Annotated in this window: 16 protein-coding genes; 12 read left to right on the top strand and 4 right to left on the bottom strand. The window is 60.1% G+C overall.

Going from position 1 to position 17,129, the window contains the following annotated elements; genetic code table 11:
* Positions 1–20 precede the first annotated feature (20 nt).
* The 7 genes from QA648_RS27265 to QA648_RS27235 all read left to right on the top strand — a co-directional run bounded on the left by QA648_RS27265 (position 21) and on the right by QA648_RS27235 (position 7,277).
* Positions 21–1,076, top strand: a complete 1,056-nt coding sequence (locus QA648_RS27265) for an LLM class flavin-dependent oxidoreductase (protein WP_283051872.1) — start codon at positions 21–23, stop codon at positions 1,074–1,076.
* Between the two features lie 314 nt (positions 1,077–1,390).
* Positions 1,391–2,131, top strand: coding sequence for a FadR/GntR family transcriptional regulator (locus QA648_RS27260; protein WP_283051871.1), 741 nt, complete (start codon positions 1,391–1,393; stop codon positions 2,129–2,131).
* A gap of 71 nt (positions 2,132–2,202) precedes the next feature.
* The gene (gene kdgD / locus QA648_RS27255) at positions 2,203–3,108 is read left to right on the top strand and encodes a 5-dehydro-4-deoxyglucarate dehydratase (protein WP_283051870.1); all 906 of its coding nucleotides are present in this window, start codon (positions 2,203–2,205) and stop codon (positions 3,106–3,108) included.
* Positions 3,109–3,218: 110 nt separating this feature from the next.
* A complete protein-coding gene (locus QA648_RS27250; RefSeq protein WP_283051869.1) occupies positions 3,219–4,100 on the top strand; it encodes an amidohydrolase family protein in 882 nt (293 codons plus the stop codon).
* 225 nt (positions 4,101–4,325) lie between these two features.
* Positions 4,326–5,303, top strand: coding sequence for a TRAP transporter substrate-binding protein (locus QA648_RS27245; protein ID WP_283051867.1), 978 nt, complete (start codon positions 4,326–4,328; stop codon positions 5,301–5,303).
* Between the two features lie 124 nt (positions 5,304–5,427).
* The gene (locus tag QA648_RS27240) at positions 5,428–6,006 is read left to right on the top strand and encodes a TRAP transporter small permease (protein WP_283051865.1); all 579 of its coding nucleotides are present in this window, start codon (positions 5,428–5,430) and stop codon (positions 6,004–6,006) included.
* Positions 5,997–7,277 carry a TRAP transporter large permease gene (locus QA648_RS27235; protein WP_260304268.1) on the top strand — a complete coding sequence of 427 codons (1,281 nt, stop codon included), beginning with the start codon at positions 5,997–5,999 and terminating at the stop codon, positions 7,275–7,277. The genes QA648_RS27240 and QA648_RS27235 overlap by 10 nt, the downstream gene beginning before the upstream one ends.
* An 83-nt stretch (positions 7,278–7,360) precedes the next feature.
* Here the strand turns inward: QA648_RS27235 and QA648_RS27230 are convergent, their stop codons facing one another.
* The gene (locus QA648_RS27230) at positions 7,361–10,105 is read right to left on the bottom strand and encodes a glycosyltransferase family 39 protein (protein ID WP_283051864.1); all 2,745 of its coding nucleotides are present in this window, start codon (positions 10,103–10,105) and stop codon (positions 7,361–7,363) included.
* 463 nt (positions 10,106–10,568) lie between these two features.
* Between QA648_RS27230 and QA648_RS27225 the strand changes: the two genes are divergently transcribed.
* The 4 genes from QA648_RS27225 to QA648_RS27210 all read left to right on the top strand — a co-directional run bounded on the left by QA648_RS27225 (position 10,569) and on the right by QA648_RS27210 (position 14,332).
* Positions 10,569–11,633 (top strand): glycosyltransferase family 2 protein, encoded by a 1,065-nt coding sequence (locus tag QA648_RS27225; protein WP_283051862.1) that lies wholly within the window; start codon positions 10,569–10,571, stop codon positions 11,631–11,633.
* Between the two features lie 72 nt (positions 11,634–11,705).
* Entirely contained in the window at positions 11,706–12,989 is a 1,284-nt protein-coding gene (locus QA648_RS27220; protein ID WP_283051860.1) for a DUF763 domain-containing protein, read from the top strand.
* A 79-nt stretch (positions 12,990–13,068) separates the two neighbouring features.
* Positions 13,069–13,281, top strand: coding sequence for a hypothetical protein (locus tag QA648_RS27215; protein WP_260304264.1), 213 nt, complete (start codon positions 13,069–13,071; stop codon positions 13,279–13,281).
* 112 nt (positions 13,282–13,393) lie between these two features.
* Positions 13,394–14,332, top strand: a complete 939-nt coding sequence (locus QA648_RS27210; protein WP_283051858.1) for an NADP-dependent oxidoreductase — start codon at positions 13,394–13,396, stop codon at positions 14,330–14,332.
* Between the two features lie 98 nt (positions 14,333–14,430).
* Here the strand turns inward: QA648_RS27210 and QA648_RS27205 are convergent, their stop codons facing one another.
* Entirely contained in the window at positions 14,431–14,823 is a 393-nt protein-coding gene (locus tag QA648_RS27205) for a GFA family protein (protein ID WP_283051856.1), read from the bottom strand.
* Between the two features lie 252 nt (positions 14,824–15,075).
* Here QA648_RS27205 and QA648_RS27200 point away from each other — a divergent pair, with 252 nt between their 5' ends.
* On the top strand, positions 15,076–15,267 hold the full coding sequence (locus tag QA648_RS27200) for a hypothetical protein (RefSeq protein WP_245464099.1): 192 nt from the start codon (positions 15,076–15,078) through the stop codon (positions 15,265–15,267).
* A 96-nt stretch (positions 15,268–15,363) separates the two neighbouring features.
* Here QA648_RS27200 and QA648_RS27195 read toward each other — a convergent pair whose 3' ends face one another.
* Both QA648_RS27195 and QA648_RS27190 read right to left on the bottom strand, forming a co-directional pair.
* Positions 15,364–16,092, bottom strand: a complete 729-nt coding sequence (locus QA648_RS27195) for an alpha/beta hydrolase-fold protein (RefSeq protein WP_283051854.1) — start codon at positions 16,090–16,092, stop codon at positions 15,364–15,366.
* Complete coding sequence (locus tag QA648_RS27190; protein WP_283051853.1) at positions 16,089–17,048, bottom strand: acetylxylan esterase; 960 nt, start codon at positions 17,046–17,048, stop codon at positions 16,089–16,091. Before QA648_RS27190 ends, QA648_RS27195 begins: the two co-directional genes overlap by 4 nt.
* Between the last annotated feature and the right edge of the window lie 81 nt (positions 17,049–17,129).

Genomic DNA, 17,129 nt, shown 5'->3' with positions numbered 1-17,129 from the left:
GGCATCGACAGGAGCAAAACATGAGCGGCCGCAAGATATCCATCAGCCATATCGGTTTCCTCACCCCCGGCAACTATCCGGACGAAGATCCACTGTCGGGGTTGGAGCAGACCCTCCAGCAACTGCGATATGGAGAGGAGCTGGGCTTCGACAGCGCCTGGGTCCGCCAGCGACATCTGGAGCCCGGTATTTCGTCGGGCACCGCCTTCCTGGCGGCGGCAACCCAGCGCACCAGCCGGATTCAATTGGGAACGGCGGTTATTCCGATCGGCTATGAAAGTCCCTACCGGTTGGCGGAGGATCTTGCGACGGTAGATGTCTTGTCGCGCGGCCGGCTGAATATCGGCGTCAGCGCCGGACGTCCGCTGCATGCCGATCTGATCGCGCCGCTGGTCTTCGACGGCGACTGGACGAACAACGATTTTTCCCACGATCGTGTCCTGCGCTTTGCCGACAATCTGCGTGGTACCCATCTCGGCGACGAGCAGACCTTCATCAAGACACCTTTTGGTCCGATCCGGCCGCGCTTGCAGCCCTATGCCAAGGGGCTGATCGACCGGATCTGGTATGGCGGCGGGTCGCAACGCTCGGCCGAATGGGCCGGCCGCAACGGCTTCAACCTTTTGACAGGCAATGTGATTACGGGCGAGGGAACCGATGATTTCTTCGTCGCCCAGTCGCAATTGATCGAAACCTATCGTGCCGCCGCCGGGCCAAAGCGCCGTGTCGCGCTTGGGCGCGTCATCGTACCTTTCGACAACGCCGATGCCGCCACGCGCCGCCGGTATCAGGACTATGCCGCCGGCCGCGACGGGCGGACGCTGTCACCCCAAGGCGAGAAGCGCACCCTGTTTGCCCGCGATATCGTCGGCACCTCGGACGAAATATTGGAACGGCTCTTTGCCGACCCGCTGCTGCCTGAGGTCAGCGAGTTGCGGCTGGAACTGCCTTACGAATTCGAGCACGAACAGTACCGCCAGATCCTCCACGATTTCGTTACCCGGATCGCGCCGGAACTTGGCTGGCCGGGTGCACCCTCGACCGCTCACGGCGGAGAGGAAAGACGCTCCGCCTAACTTGCAGGCAGGTAATTCGGCGCTTGCATCGGTGCGGAGGTCCGCGCCGACGGCAGCGCAGAGCGCCTAATCAGACACTGATTTCCCCCAACCAGCGCTTAAAGTGCTTGAAACCTGTCGATGTCCTGTCCCTGTGTCCTCCAAGGCACGGTCCAGGGATAGCCGACGCGCGCGCCTTGCCAAATCAAACTCATCATACATGTTAGCGATATCCGTTTACAAGTTTGGCAGGTTGCAAGTATGGGCACCAACTTGACATACGACTTCGCGCAGTGCTTTTCTCACCGCCTACGCCCAGCAAGAGAGGTATCGACGTGGCCGTTCAGCCAAAGTCCCAGACTGAAGCCAGGTCGCAGACGCTGGTTGCGCGTCTCAGCAATACGCTGCGTCGAGCCATCGCCAGCGGACAGTTTCCGCCCGGAAGCAAGTTGCCGAGCGAATCGCAGCTCACGGAGACCCACGGTGTCAGCCGCACGGTCGTGCGCGAGGCGATCGCAGCGCTGAGGGCCGACCGATTGGTCGAGGCGCAGCAGGGGGCAGGGGTCTTTGTGCTCGAATCGCCGGCGTTGCCGGTCCTCTCCTTCGGAAATCTCGACCAGGCCCGGGTTTCGTCCGTCATCGAGCTTTTGGAGCTTAGAACCGCTGTAGAGGTCGAAGCCGCCGGGCTTGCCGCGTTGCGGCGGTCGCCGGCGCAGGAAGAGACGATCTTCGAGCGGCATCAAGCGCTGCGCGACTGTCTCAATGCAGGCGTTCCGACGAGCGAAGCCGATTTCGCTCTCCATCTCGCCATCGCCGAGGCGACGAACAATTCGCGTTTCCGGGAATTTCTTTCGATGATCGGGCCACGGATCATTCCGCGCGCGGCCATGCGCGAAGGCGAGCTCGAGTCCGATCAGGATGCCTATATCCTGTTGATCGACGAGGAGCATCGTCAGATCGTCGTGGCGATATCGAATGGCGACGAAGAGGGCGCCCGCGAGGCCATGCGCAGGCATCTGCGGGGCAGCCAGGAGCGCTATCGCGCGCTTCTGCGCGAACAGCGCAAACCTGTATGATGAGTCGTTGACAGGGAAGCGTCATACATATATGACAACTTCTGCCTGAGGAGGCAGAAGAGGAATTCCTGATGACGCCGCAAGAAATCAAGGCCGCGCTGGGCGCAGGCTTGTTGTCCTTTCCTGTTACGCATTTTGATGCGGAGGAGAAATTCCGCTCCGACAGCTATCAGCGTCATATCGAGTGGCTGTCGGGCTATGACGCGCCGGTATTGTTTGCAGCCGGGGGTACGGGCGAGTTCTTCTCACTGTCGCCGAACGAGATCCCGACCATTGTCAGGGCAGCCAAGGAGGCGGCCGGCAAGACGGCGATCGTGTCCGGCTGCGGCTTCGGCGCACATGTCGGTGTCGAGCTGGCGCAGGCGGTCGAGAAGGCAGGCGCCGACGGCATCCTGCTTTTGCCGCATTATCTAATCGATGCGCCGCAGGAAGGGCTTTACGCCCACGTCAAGCGCATCTGCCAATCGGTCGATATCGGCGTCATGGTCTATAACCGCGACAACTCGGTGCTTTCGGTCGATACGCTGAAACGCCTGTGCGACGAATGCCCGAACCTGGTGGGTTTCAAGGACGGCACCGGCGACATTGGCGGAGTACGTCAGATCACCGCGACTATGGGCGACCGGCTGACCTATCTTGGTGGCATGCCGACAGCCGAACTTTTCGCCGAGGCCTATCTCGGGGCTGGCTTCACCACTTATTCCTCGGCCGTCTTCAATTTCGTGCCAGCACTTGCCGTCGAGTTCTATAAGGCGCTTCGCGCCGGCGAACGTGCGCGCTGCGAGACGATCCTGAAGGACTTCTTCTATCCCTTCATGGCCATCCGCAACCGCCGCAAGGGCTATGCTGTCGCTGCCATCAAGGCCGGCGTCAGGCTTCAGGGTTTCGAAGCCGGCAGGGTACGGCTGCCTCTCGATGATTTGACCGCCGAGGAAGAGGCCATGCTCGACAAGCTCATCGCGCCCTGGAGGCGGTGAGATGATGACCGTCGCCCGTTCTTATCGCCTCGAACATCGCTGGCCTCTGTACTCGGCAGAGATTGCCTTCGATGCGGCGGCGGTTGAATTTCGTACGGAGGACAAGTGACATGCTGGTGCGCACGCTCTCAAGCACTCCGCCTCACATCACCCTTCCCAAGGGAACGGTAGACACGCAGATGCACATGTATCTGCCCGGTTTCCCGGCGCAGCCCGGCGGCCCCGATCTGCCGGCGGGCAGTCTGCCGACATCAGACCAATATCGCCAGGTGATGGGCTGGCTCGGCATAGACCGCGTGGTCATCACGCAGGGCAATGCCCATCAGCGCGACAATGGCAATCTTTTGGCCTGCCTTGCCGAAATGGGCGATATCGCCCGCGGCGTTGCCGTCATCGACGCTGAAACACCGGAGGCCGAACTCGACAGGCTCGCTGAGGCCCGTGTCGTCGGCGCGCGCATCATGGATCTGCCGGGCGGCGCGATCGGCCTTGATGCGCTCGAAACCATCGATGACAGGGCGAGCGCGCGTGGCTGGATGCTGGCCGTGCAATTCGACGGCAGCCATATTCTCGAACACGAGCCCCGGCTGGCGCGGCTGAAATCCCGTTGGGTGCTCGATCATCACGGCAAGTTCTTTGCCGGGGTGACGCCGGAGAGCCCGCAGGTCAGGGCTGTGCAGCGGCTGATCGACAAGGGCAATTGCTGGTTCAAATTCGCTGGCTGCTACGAATCCTCGAAGAGTGGCGGCCCCGCTTATGAAGATATTGCCGCTGTCGCGCGCGATGTGGCCGCCCACGCGCCGGAACGGATCGTCTGGGGCACGAACTGGCCTCACAATCTGGCGCGGCAAAACGCTGACTATCCCGACGACGCAATGCTCACGGACACCGTGCTCGGCTGGCTGCCGAATGCGGACGGCCTCAGGCTAGCCCTTGTCGACAATCCCGAGGCGCTTTTTGGCTTCGCGCCCTTCCGGGGCGCAATGCAGTGAGATTTCGGCCGGGACGGGGAGGTTCCGGCCTTCGTTGAGGAGGGGAGATGATGAATATTGCCGGCATCTTGGGAGCCCGAGGCGGCTGCGCTCTTGTTGGACCGGCCGCTGGGCCCAACTCAGCATTCCAAAAATAACAACCGTTTTCAGCCCGCCGGTGACTTGAATTTCCAGGCACGAAAGCGGGCGGCCATTCTTGTTTAGTGATTAGGAGAGAGGGAAACAATGAAGCGCAGCACCAGAATCATTACGACAGCATTCGCCGGCCTTCTTGCACTCGGCACGTTCACGATGGGACAGGCCCGTCAGTTCCGTTCGGCCGATGTGCAGCCGCCGGATTACCCGACCGTCAAGGCCGTGCAGTACATGAGCGATGAACTCAGCAAGGCAACCGATGGGAAATATACGATCAAGGTCTTCCCGAACTCGCAGCTCGGCAGCGAGAAGGACACCATCGAGCAGGTCAAGCTCGGGGCACTCGACTTCATCCGCGTTAACTCCGGAACGCTGAACACCATCTGCCCGGCAATGATGGTGCCGGTCCTGCCGTTCCTCTTCCACGACAAGGCCCAGATGCGTACGGTTCTCGACGGGCCGATCGGCGATCAGATCCTGGCGGACTGCGACGCCCACGGCCTCGTCGGCCTCGCCTTCTACGATTCTGGTTCGCGATCCTTCTACACCACCAAGCCGGTGCGGAAGATGGAGGATCTCAAGGGCCTGAAAATCCGCGTGCAGCAGTCCGATATCTGGGTGGCGATGATGAAAGCGCTCGGTGCCAACGCCACGCCGATGCCGACGGGCGAAGTCTTCACCGGCCTCAAGACCGGGCTGATCGACGGCGCGGAGAATAATTGGCCGAGTTACTATAATTTCCATCACTACGAGCTCGCCAAATACTATTCGCTGAGCGAACACTCGATGGCTCCCGATGTCCTGCTGATGTCGAAGCGCGTCTATGACAGCTTCACCCCGGAAGAGCAGGTGCTGGTGCGCAAGCTCGCCAAGCAGTCGGTCGTCTACATGCGTCAGCTCTGGGACGCGATGGAAACGACGTCTGAGGAGAAGGTGAAGCAGGCAGGCGTCGAGGTGATCCCGCTGGACAAGGCGCCGTTCGAAGCCGCCATGCAGCCGATCTATGACCAGTTTGTCACCGATCCGGCGCTCAAGGACATGATCACCCGCATCAAGGCAACGAAGTAGCGAGGTCTGCCGGGGGCGCCGGTTGCGCCCCCGCATCGCCTGCGATCACCTTCCCCGACGTCCAGAGGATGGCGAAGCGGAGGGGATCGATCAGCATCACATTGTCAATCCGAGGAGACACGCAATGGGCGCGCATATGCATGCATTGCCGGCAGATCCCGCCGTGCGTTCGCAAATGGTCCGCACCACCACCAATACCACAGGCTTGCTCGGCGCCTATTTCGCCTTCCACGCATGGCTCTCGCGCATCTGCCTGATGATTGCGGTCGTGGGGACAATTCTCATCGTTGCAGCCGTCCTCTATCAGATATTCGGGCGCTACGTGCTCAACGACTCCCCGGCCTGGACCGAGATATTCGCGCTTGTGGTCATCCTTTACGTCACCTGCCTGGCGGCAGCGGTCGGTGTCCGCGATGGACGCCATATCGGCATGGACTCGCTCCTGAATTTCGCGCCCGAAGGGGTTCGTCTGGCGGCCGAGGTCATCGTCTATCTCGGCATGGTCGTCTTCGGCCTGTCGATGGCCTGGAGCGGCGGCGAACTCAGCATCGAGATGGCGCCTTACATCAATCCCGGCCTGCCGATTTCACAGGCCTGGAGCTATGTGCCGCTCGCGGCCGGCGGCGTGCTCATCGCCCTGTTTGCCGTCGAGCGCATCGTCGCCGCGGTCCTGAAAATCAAGGTTATCCCCTCATGGCATTGATCATTCTCTGCGCAACCTTCGTGGGCGGGCTGGTGCTCGGCATGCCGGTCATCTTCGCCATTGGCCTGTCGTCGATCGCCACGGTGCTCTATGAAGGGCTGCCGCTGGCCGTCGTCTTCCAGCGCATGGCGTCGGGCATGGGCACCTTCTCCTTCCTCACCATTCCGTTCTTCATCTTCACCGGCGAGCTGATGATGTACGGCGGCATTGCCGACCGGATCATCCGCAGCTCCAAGGCGATGGTCGGCCATGTGCGCGGCGGGCTCGGTATGACCAACGTCGTCGCCTGCACCATGTTCGGTGGTGTCTCCGGTTCGCCGGTCGCAGACGTTTCGGCCATGGGCTCGGCGCTGATCCCCCTGATGAAAAAGGAAGGGATCGATGCGGATTACGCGGTCAACGTCACCACCTATTCCTCGCTCGTCGGCGCGCTGATGCCGACCAGCCACAATATGATCATCTATTCGCTCGCCGCCGGCGGTCTCGTGTCGATGAACGCCTTGATCATGGCAGGCGCTATTCCCGCGCTGATCCTGACGGTTGCCAATGTGTTGACCGCCTATTTCGTCGCGCGATCGCGCGGCTATAGCCGCGGCGAGTTTCCGGGCTGGGCGGAAGTCTGGCGCAGTCTCGCAGCCGCAGTTCCCGGCCTTTTCATCATCGTCATCATCGTCGGCGGCATCCTGTCCGGCGTCTTTACCGCGGCGGAGGCCGGTGCAGTCGCTGTCCTCTACGCGCTGCTTCTGACGATTTTCGTCTATCGCAGCCTATCCTTCGAAAACTTTCTGAAGGCGGTGGCGAAGGCGACCAAGACGACGGGCGTCGTGCTGCTTTTGATCGGCATCTCGACGATGTTCGGTTATCTGATGAGCATCTACGGCGTTGCCGACATGGTCGGTGAGGCGCTCAGCCATGTCAGCACGCAGCCATGGGTGATTTTCATCCTGGTCAACATAGCGCTGTTCATCTTCGGCATATTCCTCGACATGGCCGCGCATATTCTGGTGTGCACGCCGATCTTCCTGCCGATCGTCACGCAATACGGCATGGATCCGGTGCAGTTCGGTATCATCGTGCTGTTGAATTCGACCATCGGGCTCAACACCCCGCCGGTCGGTGCTGCCTTCTATCTCGGCTGTGCCATCGGCGAGGTGCCCGTCAGCAAGGTGATCCGCTCGATCTGGCCGTTCATGGTCGCGCTCTGGACCACGCTCATGATCGTCACCCTCATCCCGGAAACCTCGATGTTCATCCAGGATCTCTTCCGGTAGGCTAATCGGCTGCTGTCAGGCTGCGCTTATCAGGCCAGGGTTAGCCGCCCTGGCCTGTACTTTTTGCGTAGCTTCCCGCCGGCTCACGACCCATGGCACGCTATCCCAGACGTTTGGGCGACAAGCGGAAGACAACTTCGAAGATCATATCCGACCCTGTAGAAGAAGCTGCCCACAGGTTCGCCATGCTTCGTCACCTGTTGCTCCTTGATTTCGGTTATCCGGGAAAACAGCGGATCAAGAGAAGCCCGCTCCAGGTCGCCCCTTTTCAGTCCGAAAAGAATGACGGTGCGCCCCTGCAGGTCGGCGGGTTTGAACCAGTAGCTATACATCAAGCTATCCTGGCCGAGTGCGCCCCGCCCCACGGAGGTCTGAACGGTATCGTCGTCGGTGCGATTGTAGAAAGCGATCTCGCTTGCCACGAAATACTTGTCCATTCCGGCGAGCAGGACCTGCTTACCCGTTTCTTGCTCCACGCTATGCTCGATCAATCCTGTTTCACGACCGAATTCCTGCCATGCGACAGGTAGCGTCCGGATATTGCCGAAGTGACCGACCATCGGAAATCCGAGGACGAGATAATGCAAACCAAGCCCGTAGAGCACGAGCATGGTCATCACTGTCGGAACCCATAGCCGCCGCAGTAGACCGTCGAATTTCGATACGCTGCTACCGGCCGCGACGATGGTCGCCGAGATTGCCGGCAAAAGGGCAAGCCAGAGTGGCCCCGTCCAATTCAGCTTGACCTCGTGAAACAGGCTGAATGCGACAAAGACCAGCAGCGGAACGATCGTATAGATCTTGATGAAGAGAGATCGGCGGGCAGCTTCCGCGTCCGTCTTCATTGCAAATGTCACGCTGTTTCTTGTCACCAGCGCGGCCAGCGCTGCTACCAATCCTATTGGCGTCAGCAGGATCGCGACACTGCTGACCAGCGAGGGAAGCGAGAAGGTCTTTGTGCTTTGCAGACGGTCCGCACTCTGGAAAGCGAACGAAGCCCAGCCATGCGTCGCATTCCAGTAGATCACCGGTGAGAAAAGCACCGCAGCAAGCACGACGGCAAGGTAGGGTTCCGGCCGCAGCAGCCAACGTCGCGCTCTTGTATCGAGAAGGAGGAAGATCAGCGTCGCGGGGCCGAGGAGCGCGATCGTATATTTGGAGAGCATTCCGAGGCCGACACACAGGCCGACTCCCCACCAGGCCCGGCGCTTTCCTGCTATCAGCGCACGCTCCAGAAAATAAAGCGTTCCGGCCCATGCGGCCGTCAGAGGCACGTCCGGCATCATCATGAAGCCCGTGGAAAAGAAAAACGGCAAGATGGCGATAAGCAGCACGCTGACGAAGGCTGCCGACTTGCTGAACAGATTGCGCGAGAAGCCGAAAGCGAAGAAGCCGGCCACGATCCAGGCGAGATAGGCGCCGATGCGGACGCCAAATCCCGTGTTGCCAAACAGGCTTGTTCCGGCCCATATCAGCCATGCAACCATCGGTGGATGGTCGAGATACCCGATGTCAAGATGCTGCGCGTAATTCCAGTAATAAGTTTCCTCCGGCACGAGATCGACGAGCCCGAGATAAACCAGTCGCAAAGCGAGGACATAACCCAGCACGCCGATTGCGGCCACACGCCACCGGACGTCGGATGGCATGCGCGGGTTCTCAGACGGGAACACGAAGAAGGCATTGCCGAGATAATTGACGACGGCGGCGGCCCCGACGCCGAGAATAATGGCGGCCTGAGCGGGCCATCCGAGAAGATCGACGGCACCGGCAAGCACACCGCCCCGCAAGGCAAAAGCAAGCAGGCAGATGGTCATGAAGCGGATGTAGCGTCGCCAATCCCGCTCATGGAGCCGCGGCCCGTCGCTTGCAAATGCCCATCTGGAATTCAGGATGTAGTTGGAGATCGTGGCGACGGCAAAGCTGACGAGATGAGCCGTCACCAAACCGAATCCCGTCCCGAACAGAATCTGGAAGATCAGCAGGTCGAGTGCCAGGCCGATGAGGCCGACGCCCGCAAAACGGGTCGCGTTCCCAAAGGAAACCGCGCCTCCTGCAAGGACCAGCAGACGGCGGGCATAGTCTATCATGTGCCCCCATCCGATTTTCGTTTGCCCGTGCACTCGATCGCGAAAGACGATCGGGATCTCGGTCAGCCGAAGTGCGTCACCACCTTCCGCGATGATCTCCAGGCCGATCTTGAAGCCGATTGCCTTTGGATCGATTGCCAACAGCCGCTCCTTGCGCACCGCAAAAAAGCCGGACATCGGATCCCGCATATCGGTCAATGGCCATGCCAAGGCGCCGCCGAGGCGGGAGAGGAGCCGGCGGGAGCGCGGCCAATCCGGCGTGGCGCCGCCTGGCACATAGCGGCTTCCAACCACCATGTCGCTGGTCCCGTCGATAATGGGACGAACGAGGTTGCCGATCTCCTCCGGCGGATGGCTGAGATCGGCATCCATGACCACGACGATGTCGCTACGAGCATATTTCGCAGCCCAGAGCACGTCTCCTGCCAGACCGCCCTTTCCGCCTGAGGAAATGAGCCTGACGGGCGCCTTGCCCTCCCATGCCCGGACGCGGTCGATCGTGCCATCGGTCGATCCGCCATCGGCGATCAGGACCTCCAGCGCGATATCCCCACCGGACTGCGACAACAGGGAGGACAGGAGAAGATCGATATTGTCGGTCTCATTGAGGGTCGGAACGATAACCGAGACGGATTGCGAATATTTTATCGCCTTGTCAGGAGAGCCGTCGAGCTCGGAAACAAGAGCTTTGCCGGTCGCCGTCAGTGACCGATCCGAAATATTGCGGGAATAGTTCACAGGCTTACAGACGATGACAAAGCGCTGGTGCGCGGAGGCGTCAGTACAGCCCTAAACCCATAGAGTGGGATCTCAGCGCGCGAATAATAACTTTGGGTCTGCACTTGCTTCATGAGGGATGGCTTTCTGTTTCGATGCGGCGCGACTATCGGCAATGACGCTGACAGCCACCTGAAGACCGTTTTTAAGTCTTTGCTGAAGCGGTAGGACCCAAACCGCGCCGAGCCGCCGGCCGGCGTCGAGCCAGGATTCCGTAACGTGATGGTCATTCAAAAGCCATAAAGCTGGGGAGGCTCGGGGCGGTATAGACAGATCAAACGTCTCTTCGCCACCCATCGGCAGCATGTCTGTGACAGCGGCTTTTCAGCTTTGGAGAGTTGCGCTCGCCGGACCGGGTTTTAATCCACAGGACCTGAATGAGTAGGTTCGCCGCGACCAAAGCAGATTTGCGAGGTTCAATGCGATGCACCCCATCACAGACCGTGTTCCAGTTTCCATTATCATTTCGAACTACAATTACGCGCGCTTCCTGCCGCGCTGCATCGACAGCGCGCTGGAGCAGAGTTACGACAATACGGAAGTCATCGTCGTCGACGATGCCTCGACCGACGATACGGTCGGTGTCCTAGCTTCCTACGGGTCCCGAATCAGGACCTGCTTGAAAAAGACGAACGGCGGGCATGGAGCGGCGTTCAACACCGGTTTTGCAGCGAGCCGGGGTGAGGTCGTCCTCTTTCTCGACGCCGATGATTATCTCTACCCGAACGCCATATCGGAGATCATAGACGCCTGGGAAGACGATGCCGTCCAGGTGCAGTTCAGATTGCACATGGTCGATGAAGACATGCAGGTAAAGGACGTATTCCCACCTCCGGAGCTCCCGTTCGACTCCGGCGACGTCACCCCAAAGTTGCTGCAGAGGGGACGGTATCAGACGACCGTTACCAGCGGCTTGGCCTTCAAACGCTCGGCTTTGGAGGTGGTCATGCCCGTTCCGGAGACGGATTTCCGGCAGGGCGCCGATGGCTATCTCGTCACCGTAACGCCTCTTCATGGAAAGGTGACGTCGATCGAGTCCTGTCTCGGAGCCTACCGCATTCACGGCGCCAATCACTCCGTCTTTGCGGAGAAACTCGGCCAGCGCGCGCGCTGGCGAATGGAGCATGACTTCCATCGGATCGACGCCTTGTCGGATCAGGCGGCCGAGATCGGCTTGACGGTGCCGGAGGATGTCAATCTCCATGATCCCGTTCATTTGGAAGAGCGGCTGGCGTCGCTTTGCATGGACAAATCCAAGCATCCCATGGTCAGCGATTCCAGATTTGCGCTCGGTACCGCCGGTGCGGTCGCCAGCCTGGAAATGAATGCCTCACTCCGGCGGCGCGCGATGCTGGCGGCGTGGTTTCTTTCCGTCGGCGTTCTTCCCGGCCGCATGGCGAAGGCGATCTTATCGTGGAAACTCGTCGCCTCCTCGAGACCCGCCTTCCTGTCGCGCCTTTCGAAAACCATCCGCCACGCCATCGGATAGGTTTTTGCAGAGCATGGCGCAATCCGGTCGTCGGTATTACATTGCGTCGATCTGAGACGGAGTGCGATGAACTTGGCGCAAAGAGCTGGCAACGCTGATCTTCCCCTGCATGGTGGGCGGGTGCCGAAATGGCTCGGAGACCGAATGACGCGCCTGGGCGCCGTGATTGCCGAGGCGGTGGTCCAGCATTATGGGCGCGACGAATTGCTGCGCCGGCTCGCCAACCCTTTCTGGTTCCAGTCCTTCGGCGCCGTCATGGGCATGGACTGGCATTCCTCCGGCATTACCACCAGCGTCCTCGGCGCGCTGAAACGCGGTCTGACGCCGCTCTCCGGCGAACTTGGAATTCACGTCTGCGGCGGCCGCGGCGCTCAGTCGCGCAAGACGCCGGACGAACTTGCGGCCATTGGCAATCGTGTCGGCATCGACGGTGCAGCACTCGCGTCGACAAGCCGGCTTATCGCCAAGGTGGATAGCGCGGCACTTCAGGATGGGTTCGATCTCTATCTGCACGGTTTCATCGTCACGGACGACGGCAAATGGGTCGTCGTTCAGCAGGGCATGAACGGCGATCGACGGCAGGCGCGGCGGTATCATTGGCTTTCCGAAGGGCTGACGAGCTTTCTCGATTCCCCGCATGCGGCGATCGAGGGAAGAGACCAAGGCCGGATCGTCAATCTCGCCGATCGGCGCGCCGACCGGTCGCGTGCGGGTCAGCTCGATCTACTGTCATCGTTAGGCCCGGATAGGATCGTGCACGAAGTCGCCGCGCTGGAGGCAGAGCCGAGGGCAGTTGCCGAAAACAACACGCAACCCATGCTGCCACATCTGATTATGCCGGCCCATCACGATGTTCGCGAAACCGATGTGAACATGCGGCGCCTGCACGGGAACCTGGCGGCAGCCGCCGATCGCGGGCCGGTGGATTTCGAGAGCTTGCTGCTGACGCCCGGCGTCGGCGCCAGAACGGTCAAGGCATTGGCAATGGTCGCCGAGGTCGTGCATGGCGCCCCCTACCGCTTCTCCGATCCCGCCCGCTTTTCGCTGGCGCATGGCGGCAAGGATCGTCACCCGTTCCCAGTTCCGTTGAAAGTCTACGACGAGACCATCAAGGTGATGAAATCGGCGGTGCGGAAAGGGCGGCTCGGCCGTGACGAGGAGCTACAGGCGCTGAAGCGCCTGGACGATCAGTCCCGCATGCTGGAGCGATATGTCACTGGCCCCGACCTCAAGGAGATCGTTGCCGGCGAATTCGACAGGTCCGCTTTTTACGGGGGACGCAGCGTCTTCGGCTGGGAGCCTCCCGCCCATCCCGAAGACGAGACGGAAAGGCGCCGGCAGCCTTCGAAAGGCTGATAAGGGGCTTCCGCACCAAAGGGAACATAATCCCTGCTCGATTGTTGACGTTCATATGATCGGCGCAAGGAGCAGGACGATGATGACGAATGCTGCAAAAGAACTGGCGACGGAATATTTGCGGTTGGGCGGCCATCGTTTGCTGGTGATGGACGACAACATCCTATCGACGAATTGCTGGGAGCCGGACACGCCTGAGGCGGAGAGCTTCTGGAGCGAGCGCATCGAGACGCTGAGCCTCAGACGCCGCAATGAGGTGATGTCCTTCCTGCCGTCAATCAACGCCGTCTGATCCAGGCCGGCCATCGGCAATCTCTGAAACGCGCAGTGTCCGCACAGCGCCAGCGGAAGACGATTGCGACCGACCGGCGGGATCTCATTCTCAAACCGTGAGGAGAGAAACGATGAGCGTCATGAAAGCTGTGCGCATCCACGCATTCGGCGGTCCGGAAGTCCTTCGCCTCGAGGAAATCGAACGTCCTGAGCCTAAGATCGACGAAATCCTGATCCGGGTCGAAGCTGCCAGCGTCAATCCTGTCGACTGGAAGATGCGCGAAGGAAACTATCCGGCTGTCCAGGAAGAGGATTTGCCCTACGTGCTCGGCCGAGACGTCTGCGGAACGGTCGAGAAGATGGGGGACGGGGTCGCCGCATTTCGGCCAGGCGACGCGGTCTATGCCTTTCTCAATCCGAGGCACGGCGGTTATGAACAATTCGTCATCGCCAGGCCGGAAGAAATAGCGCCGAAGCCCCGATTGATGAACCCGGTACAAGCTGCCGCAATTCCGCTGGCGGGCATTACCGCATGGCAGGGCCTGTTCGATCATGGCGCGCTTCAGGCCGGGCAGCGCGTCCTCATCCATGGCGGTGCAGGCGGCGTCGGCCACTTGGCCATTCAGTTTGCAAAGGCGAAAGGCGCCTGGGTCGCGACGACGGTTTCCAGCGCCGACATGGATTTCGCGCGCTCCCTCGGGGCCGATCAGGTCATCGATTATAAGAGCGAGCGCTTCGAGGATGCGATAGAGCCCGTGGACATGGTGTTTGATCTGATCGCTGGCGAAACCCAGGATCGGTCGTTCGGTGTGGTAAAGCCGGGTGGTATCCTCGTTTCGACGCTGACCCAGCCCGACAAGAACCGTGCCAGCGAGCTCGGGATACGCGCCGTTCGCTATACGGCGCAGCCGAACGGCGCGCAGCTTGCCGAAATCAGCCGCCTGATCGAAGAGGGAAAGGTGCGCGTGGAGGTTCGCCGCGTCTATGCGCTCGAACAGGCCCGCGCGGCGCAAGAGGCAATTCAAAACGAACATAATCGCGGCAAAATCGTCTTGCGGGTCGAGCATTGAGGCACGCCTCATCGGTGAGACGCGCCTAACCTGCGTGTTTACCCAATGTGCCAATCTTATGGAGATCCGCGCATTTTCGATATGCGCGGCAGTTCGTCTTAAAGTCTGGTCTGATCGGCTAGCCGGTCTTGGTCATATTGCTCCGCTCCCGGCAGAGGCTTCAGCCAGGGTTCGCGCCGCTTTACCCAAAGTTCGTAGGTCGGAACCATATCGGTCGGCGCGATATCGAGGCTTCCGAGCTTGATCTCGGCTTCGACGTCGTCAATCGCAAAAACATGCGATCCACATTGAGGGCAGAACCTCCGCCCTTCGTAGACGGCTGTCTCGCCCGTCGTCGAGAAAGCCTCGGCCTCCCAGATTCCGAAAAACGTAAAGGCCGAACCGCTTTCCTGTCGGCAGTCGGTGCAATGGCAGATGCCGACGCGGTTCGGCTCGCCGCTGACGGAATAGCGCACCCTTCCGCAGCGGCATGCTCCATGTCGCAAGGTCATTTCAAAAGCCTCCGTTCCTTTTTTTGCCAGGGCAACATGAGCGCAACCTGACGTCTCATGTGAACGGGAAACACGCGACATTGGCGAAATGTTCCCGGTATCGACAACCGACGCCGACGACGTAGCCCCACGGCAAAAATTGGTCGGCTCACCTAAATTGATTAACGAACGTAGTTAATTTTTTAATAATTTTGTGTTTACTCATGGAACTAAGCGCGGGGCTAGCCGTTTCCGCGCCGCACCGGAGGAAACATGATGAATTTCAAAATCGTCACCGCTCAGTCCGAAGTGGAAACCGAAGACACCGGAACCTATCCGGATGGCATGATGGAACACGATCGTATCGACTTTTCCTCAAGTCGCGAGAAGCGTAACCGCAGATCTCACGAGCGCGATTACGGTGCCAGCAAGAAGCTTGCGCCTATTCCGGTCGGCTTGGTGTAAGCCGGCCGTTCGGTGATACCTGGATCGCTTCGGGACCACATCTCGCGGCGATAAAGCCTCCGCGGGTCTAGCTTCGGCCGCCGCTCTGGCCGGTCGTCAAATGTACAGCGCCGGCATTTTACGCCAGGCACCGGCCCGATGGGCACGCCCGCCCCAGACATACAGTTGATGTCCGACCTGTTTGTCGACGAGAAGCCGGCTCAGGTGGCGGTTGTTGTCGAGGAAGGGATCGGCATCCCCGATGGTAAGGACGATGTCGATCTGGCGCAGCCTTTCAAGCTGCCACTCGCAGGCAAGCCCTGGAAGGAAGTGCATCGGGGTGTGAAAATAGATATCGTCGTCGTAGTAACCCTCGAAGAGATCGCCAAAGGATTCGACCTTCATCGTCAGATCGTAACGGCCTGAAAAAGCAACCAGCTTGCGAAAGAGGTGGGGGTGGCGAAAGACGAGGCTGGCGGCCTGGAAAGCGCCGAGGCTGCAGCCGTGTACGATGGTGCAGTCATGAGGGTTTTTCTGCGCCATCAGCGGCAGAACTTCGTTCAGAATATATTCCTCGAACGCGGCATGCCGGCGAATGCGCTCGGCCGGATGGTGCCGGGATCCGTAAAAGGTCTCGGTGGCGAGACCCTCGATACAGTAGAGCTGCAGATGACCGGCCTGCAATTTGTCGGCAAGGCTGGCAACGACGCCAAGCTGCTCGTACTCCCAGAAACGCCCGTCCCTCGTCGGAAACATCAATACCTTGGCGCCGGCGTGGCCGAACACCAATAGCTCCATCTCTCGATGCAGGCGCTGGCTGTACCAGCGCAGGTATTCCCGATTCATGGCACCTTGAAAAATCGTCGGACTTTTTCATGAAGGAGCGCATTCTGCTCGCTGCTGCCAACATAATCGAAATGGCCAGCGTCGAGGATGAAGATTTCGTTAAATTTTGCCAACGAATTCGCGACAGCGAATTGGCAAGGCGGAGCCACCGCCGGATCGAAGAGTGCCGGAGCGACGAGCATCGGAACCTTGATGCGGGCAGCCGCGCTCGCCGCATCAAACAGGCGCAAGGTCTCAAGCACGCTTTCGTGCTTCTTCTGGTATGCCTGGACGGATTGGGCGCTGCCGATTGTCGGCAAGGTCATCCACAGCGACCGGTGCCCGAAGGTCGGGACCACGAGATGCCCGCGATCGATCCGGGTATCGAAAGGGATCGCCAGCGCCCCGATACCGCCGCCGAAGCTGATGCCGCTATAGCCGATATGCCCCGCCAGCCAGGGATAAAGGGCAACAAGCGTCGAGACGGCAAGCCACAGATCGTCGACGCAGCCGCCGATAATGTAGGAATCCGGCTTTTCGATACCGTAGAGAACATGCCCGCCGGGATCGTTCGGAATCGGCGGATGAGCGCTGAGGGACAGCCCGCGAAAGCAGGGGAATAATACGGCCGTATCTTTCACCGGCAAATCGAAGTCGGGCAGATCTCGCCCGCCATAGCCGTGCCCGACGACGAGGCCGCGCCGCACCGGCCCATCACGGGGAAGAAGCAGCCAGCCGCCGATCTGAAACGCGCCGGTCGATGTGTAGGTCATGTCGAGAACATGCCAGTCGGGATGTTCGATTTTGCTGCGAAGGAGTTTCGGCTGAGGATCGACCGCAGTCGCGCGCCGATACCGCTCGGTCCAAAAATCGTCGAAACCCGGCGCCGCCTCCGGCGGTTCGATCGCGAGGAGCTGTTTAAGCTTCATGCCATAGGTTGGATCGAAGGCGAAAGGATGTGTCGTTGGAACGCTCATGTGATGCTTGTCCCGTGAAAGAATGGGCGAAGCAAGGCCGGAACGTTCGCAATACTGACAAAACCTCTTTCGATCGCATTA

Source organism: Rhizobium sp. CB3171, from assembly GCF_029714265.1.
Classification (GTDB): Bacteria; Pseudomonadota; Alphaproteobacteria; order Rhizobiales; family Rhizobiaceae; genus Rhizobium.
The sequence above is the reverse complement of the archived record's forward strand: the minus strand, read 5'-3'. Positions and strand labels throughout refer to the sequence as shown.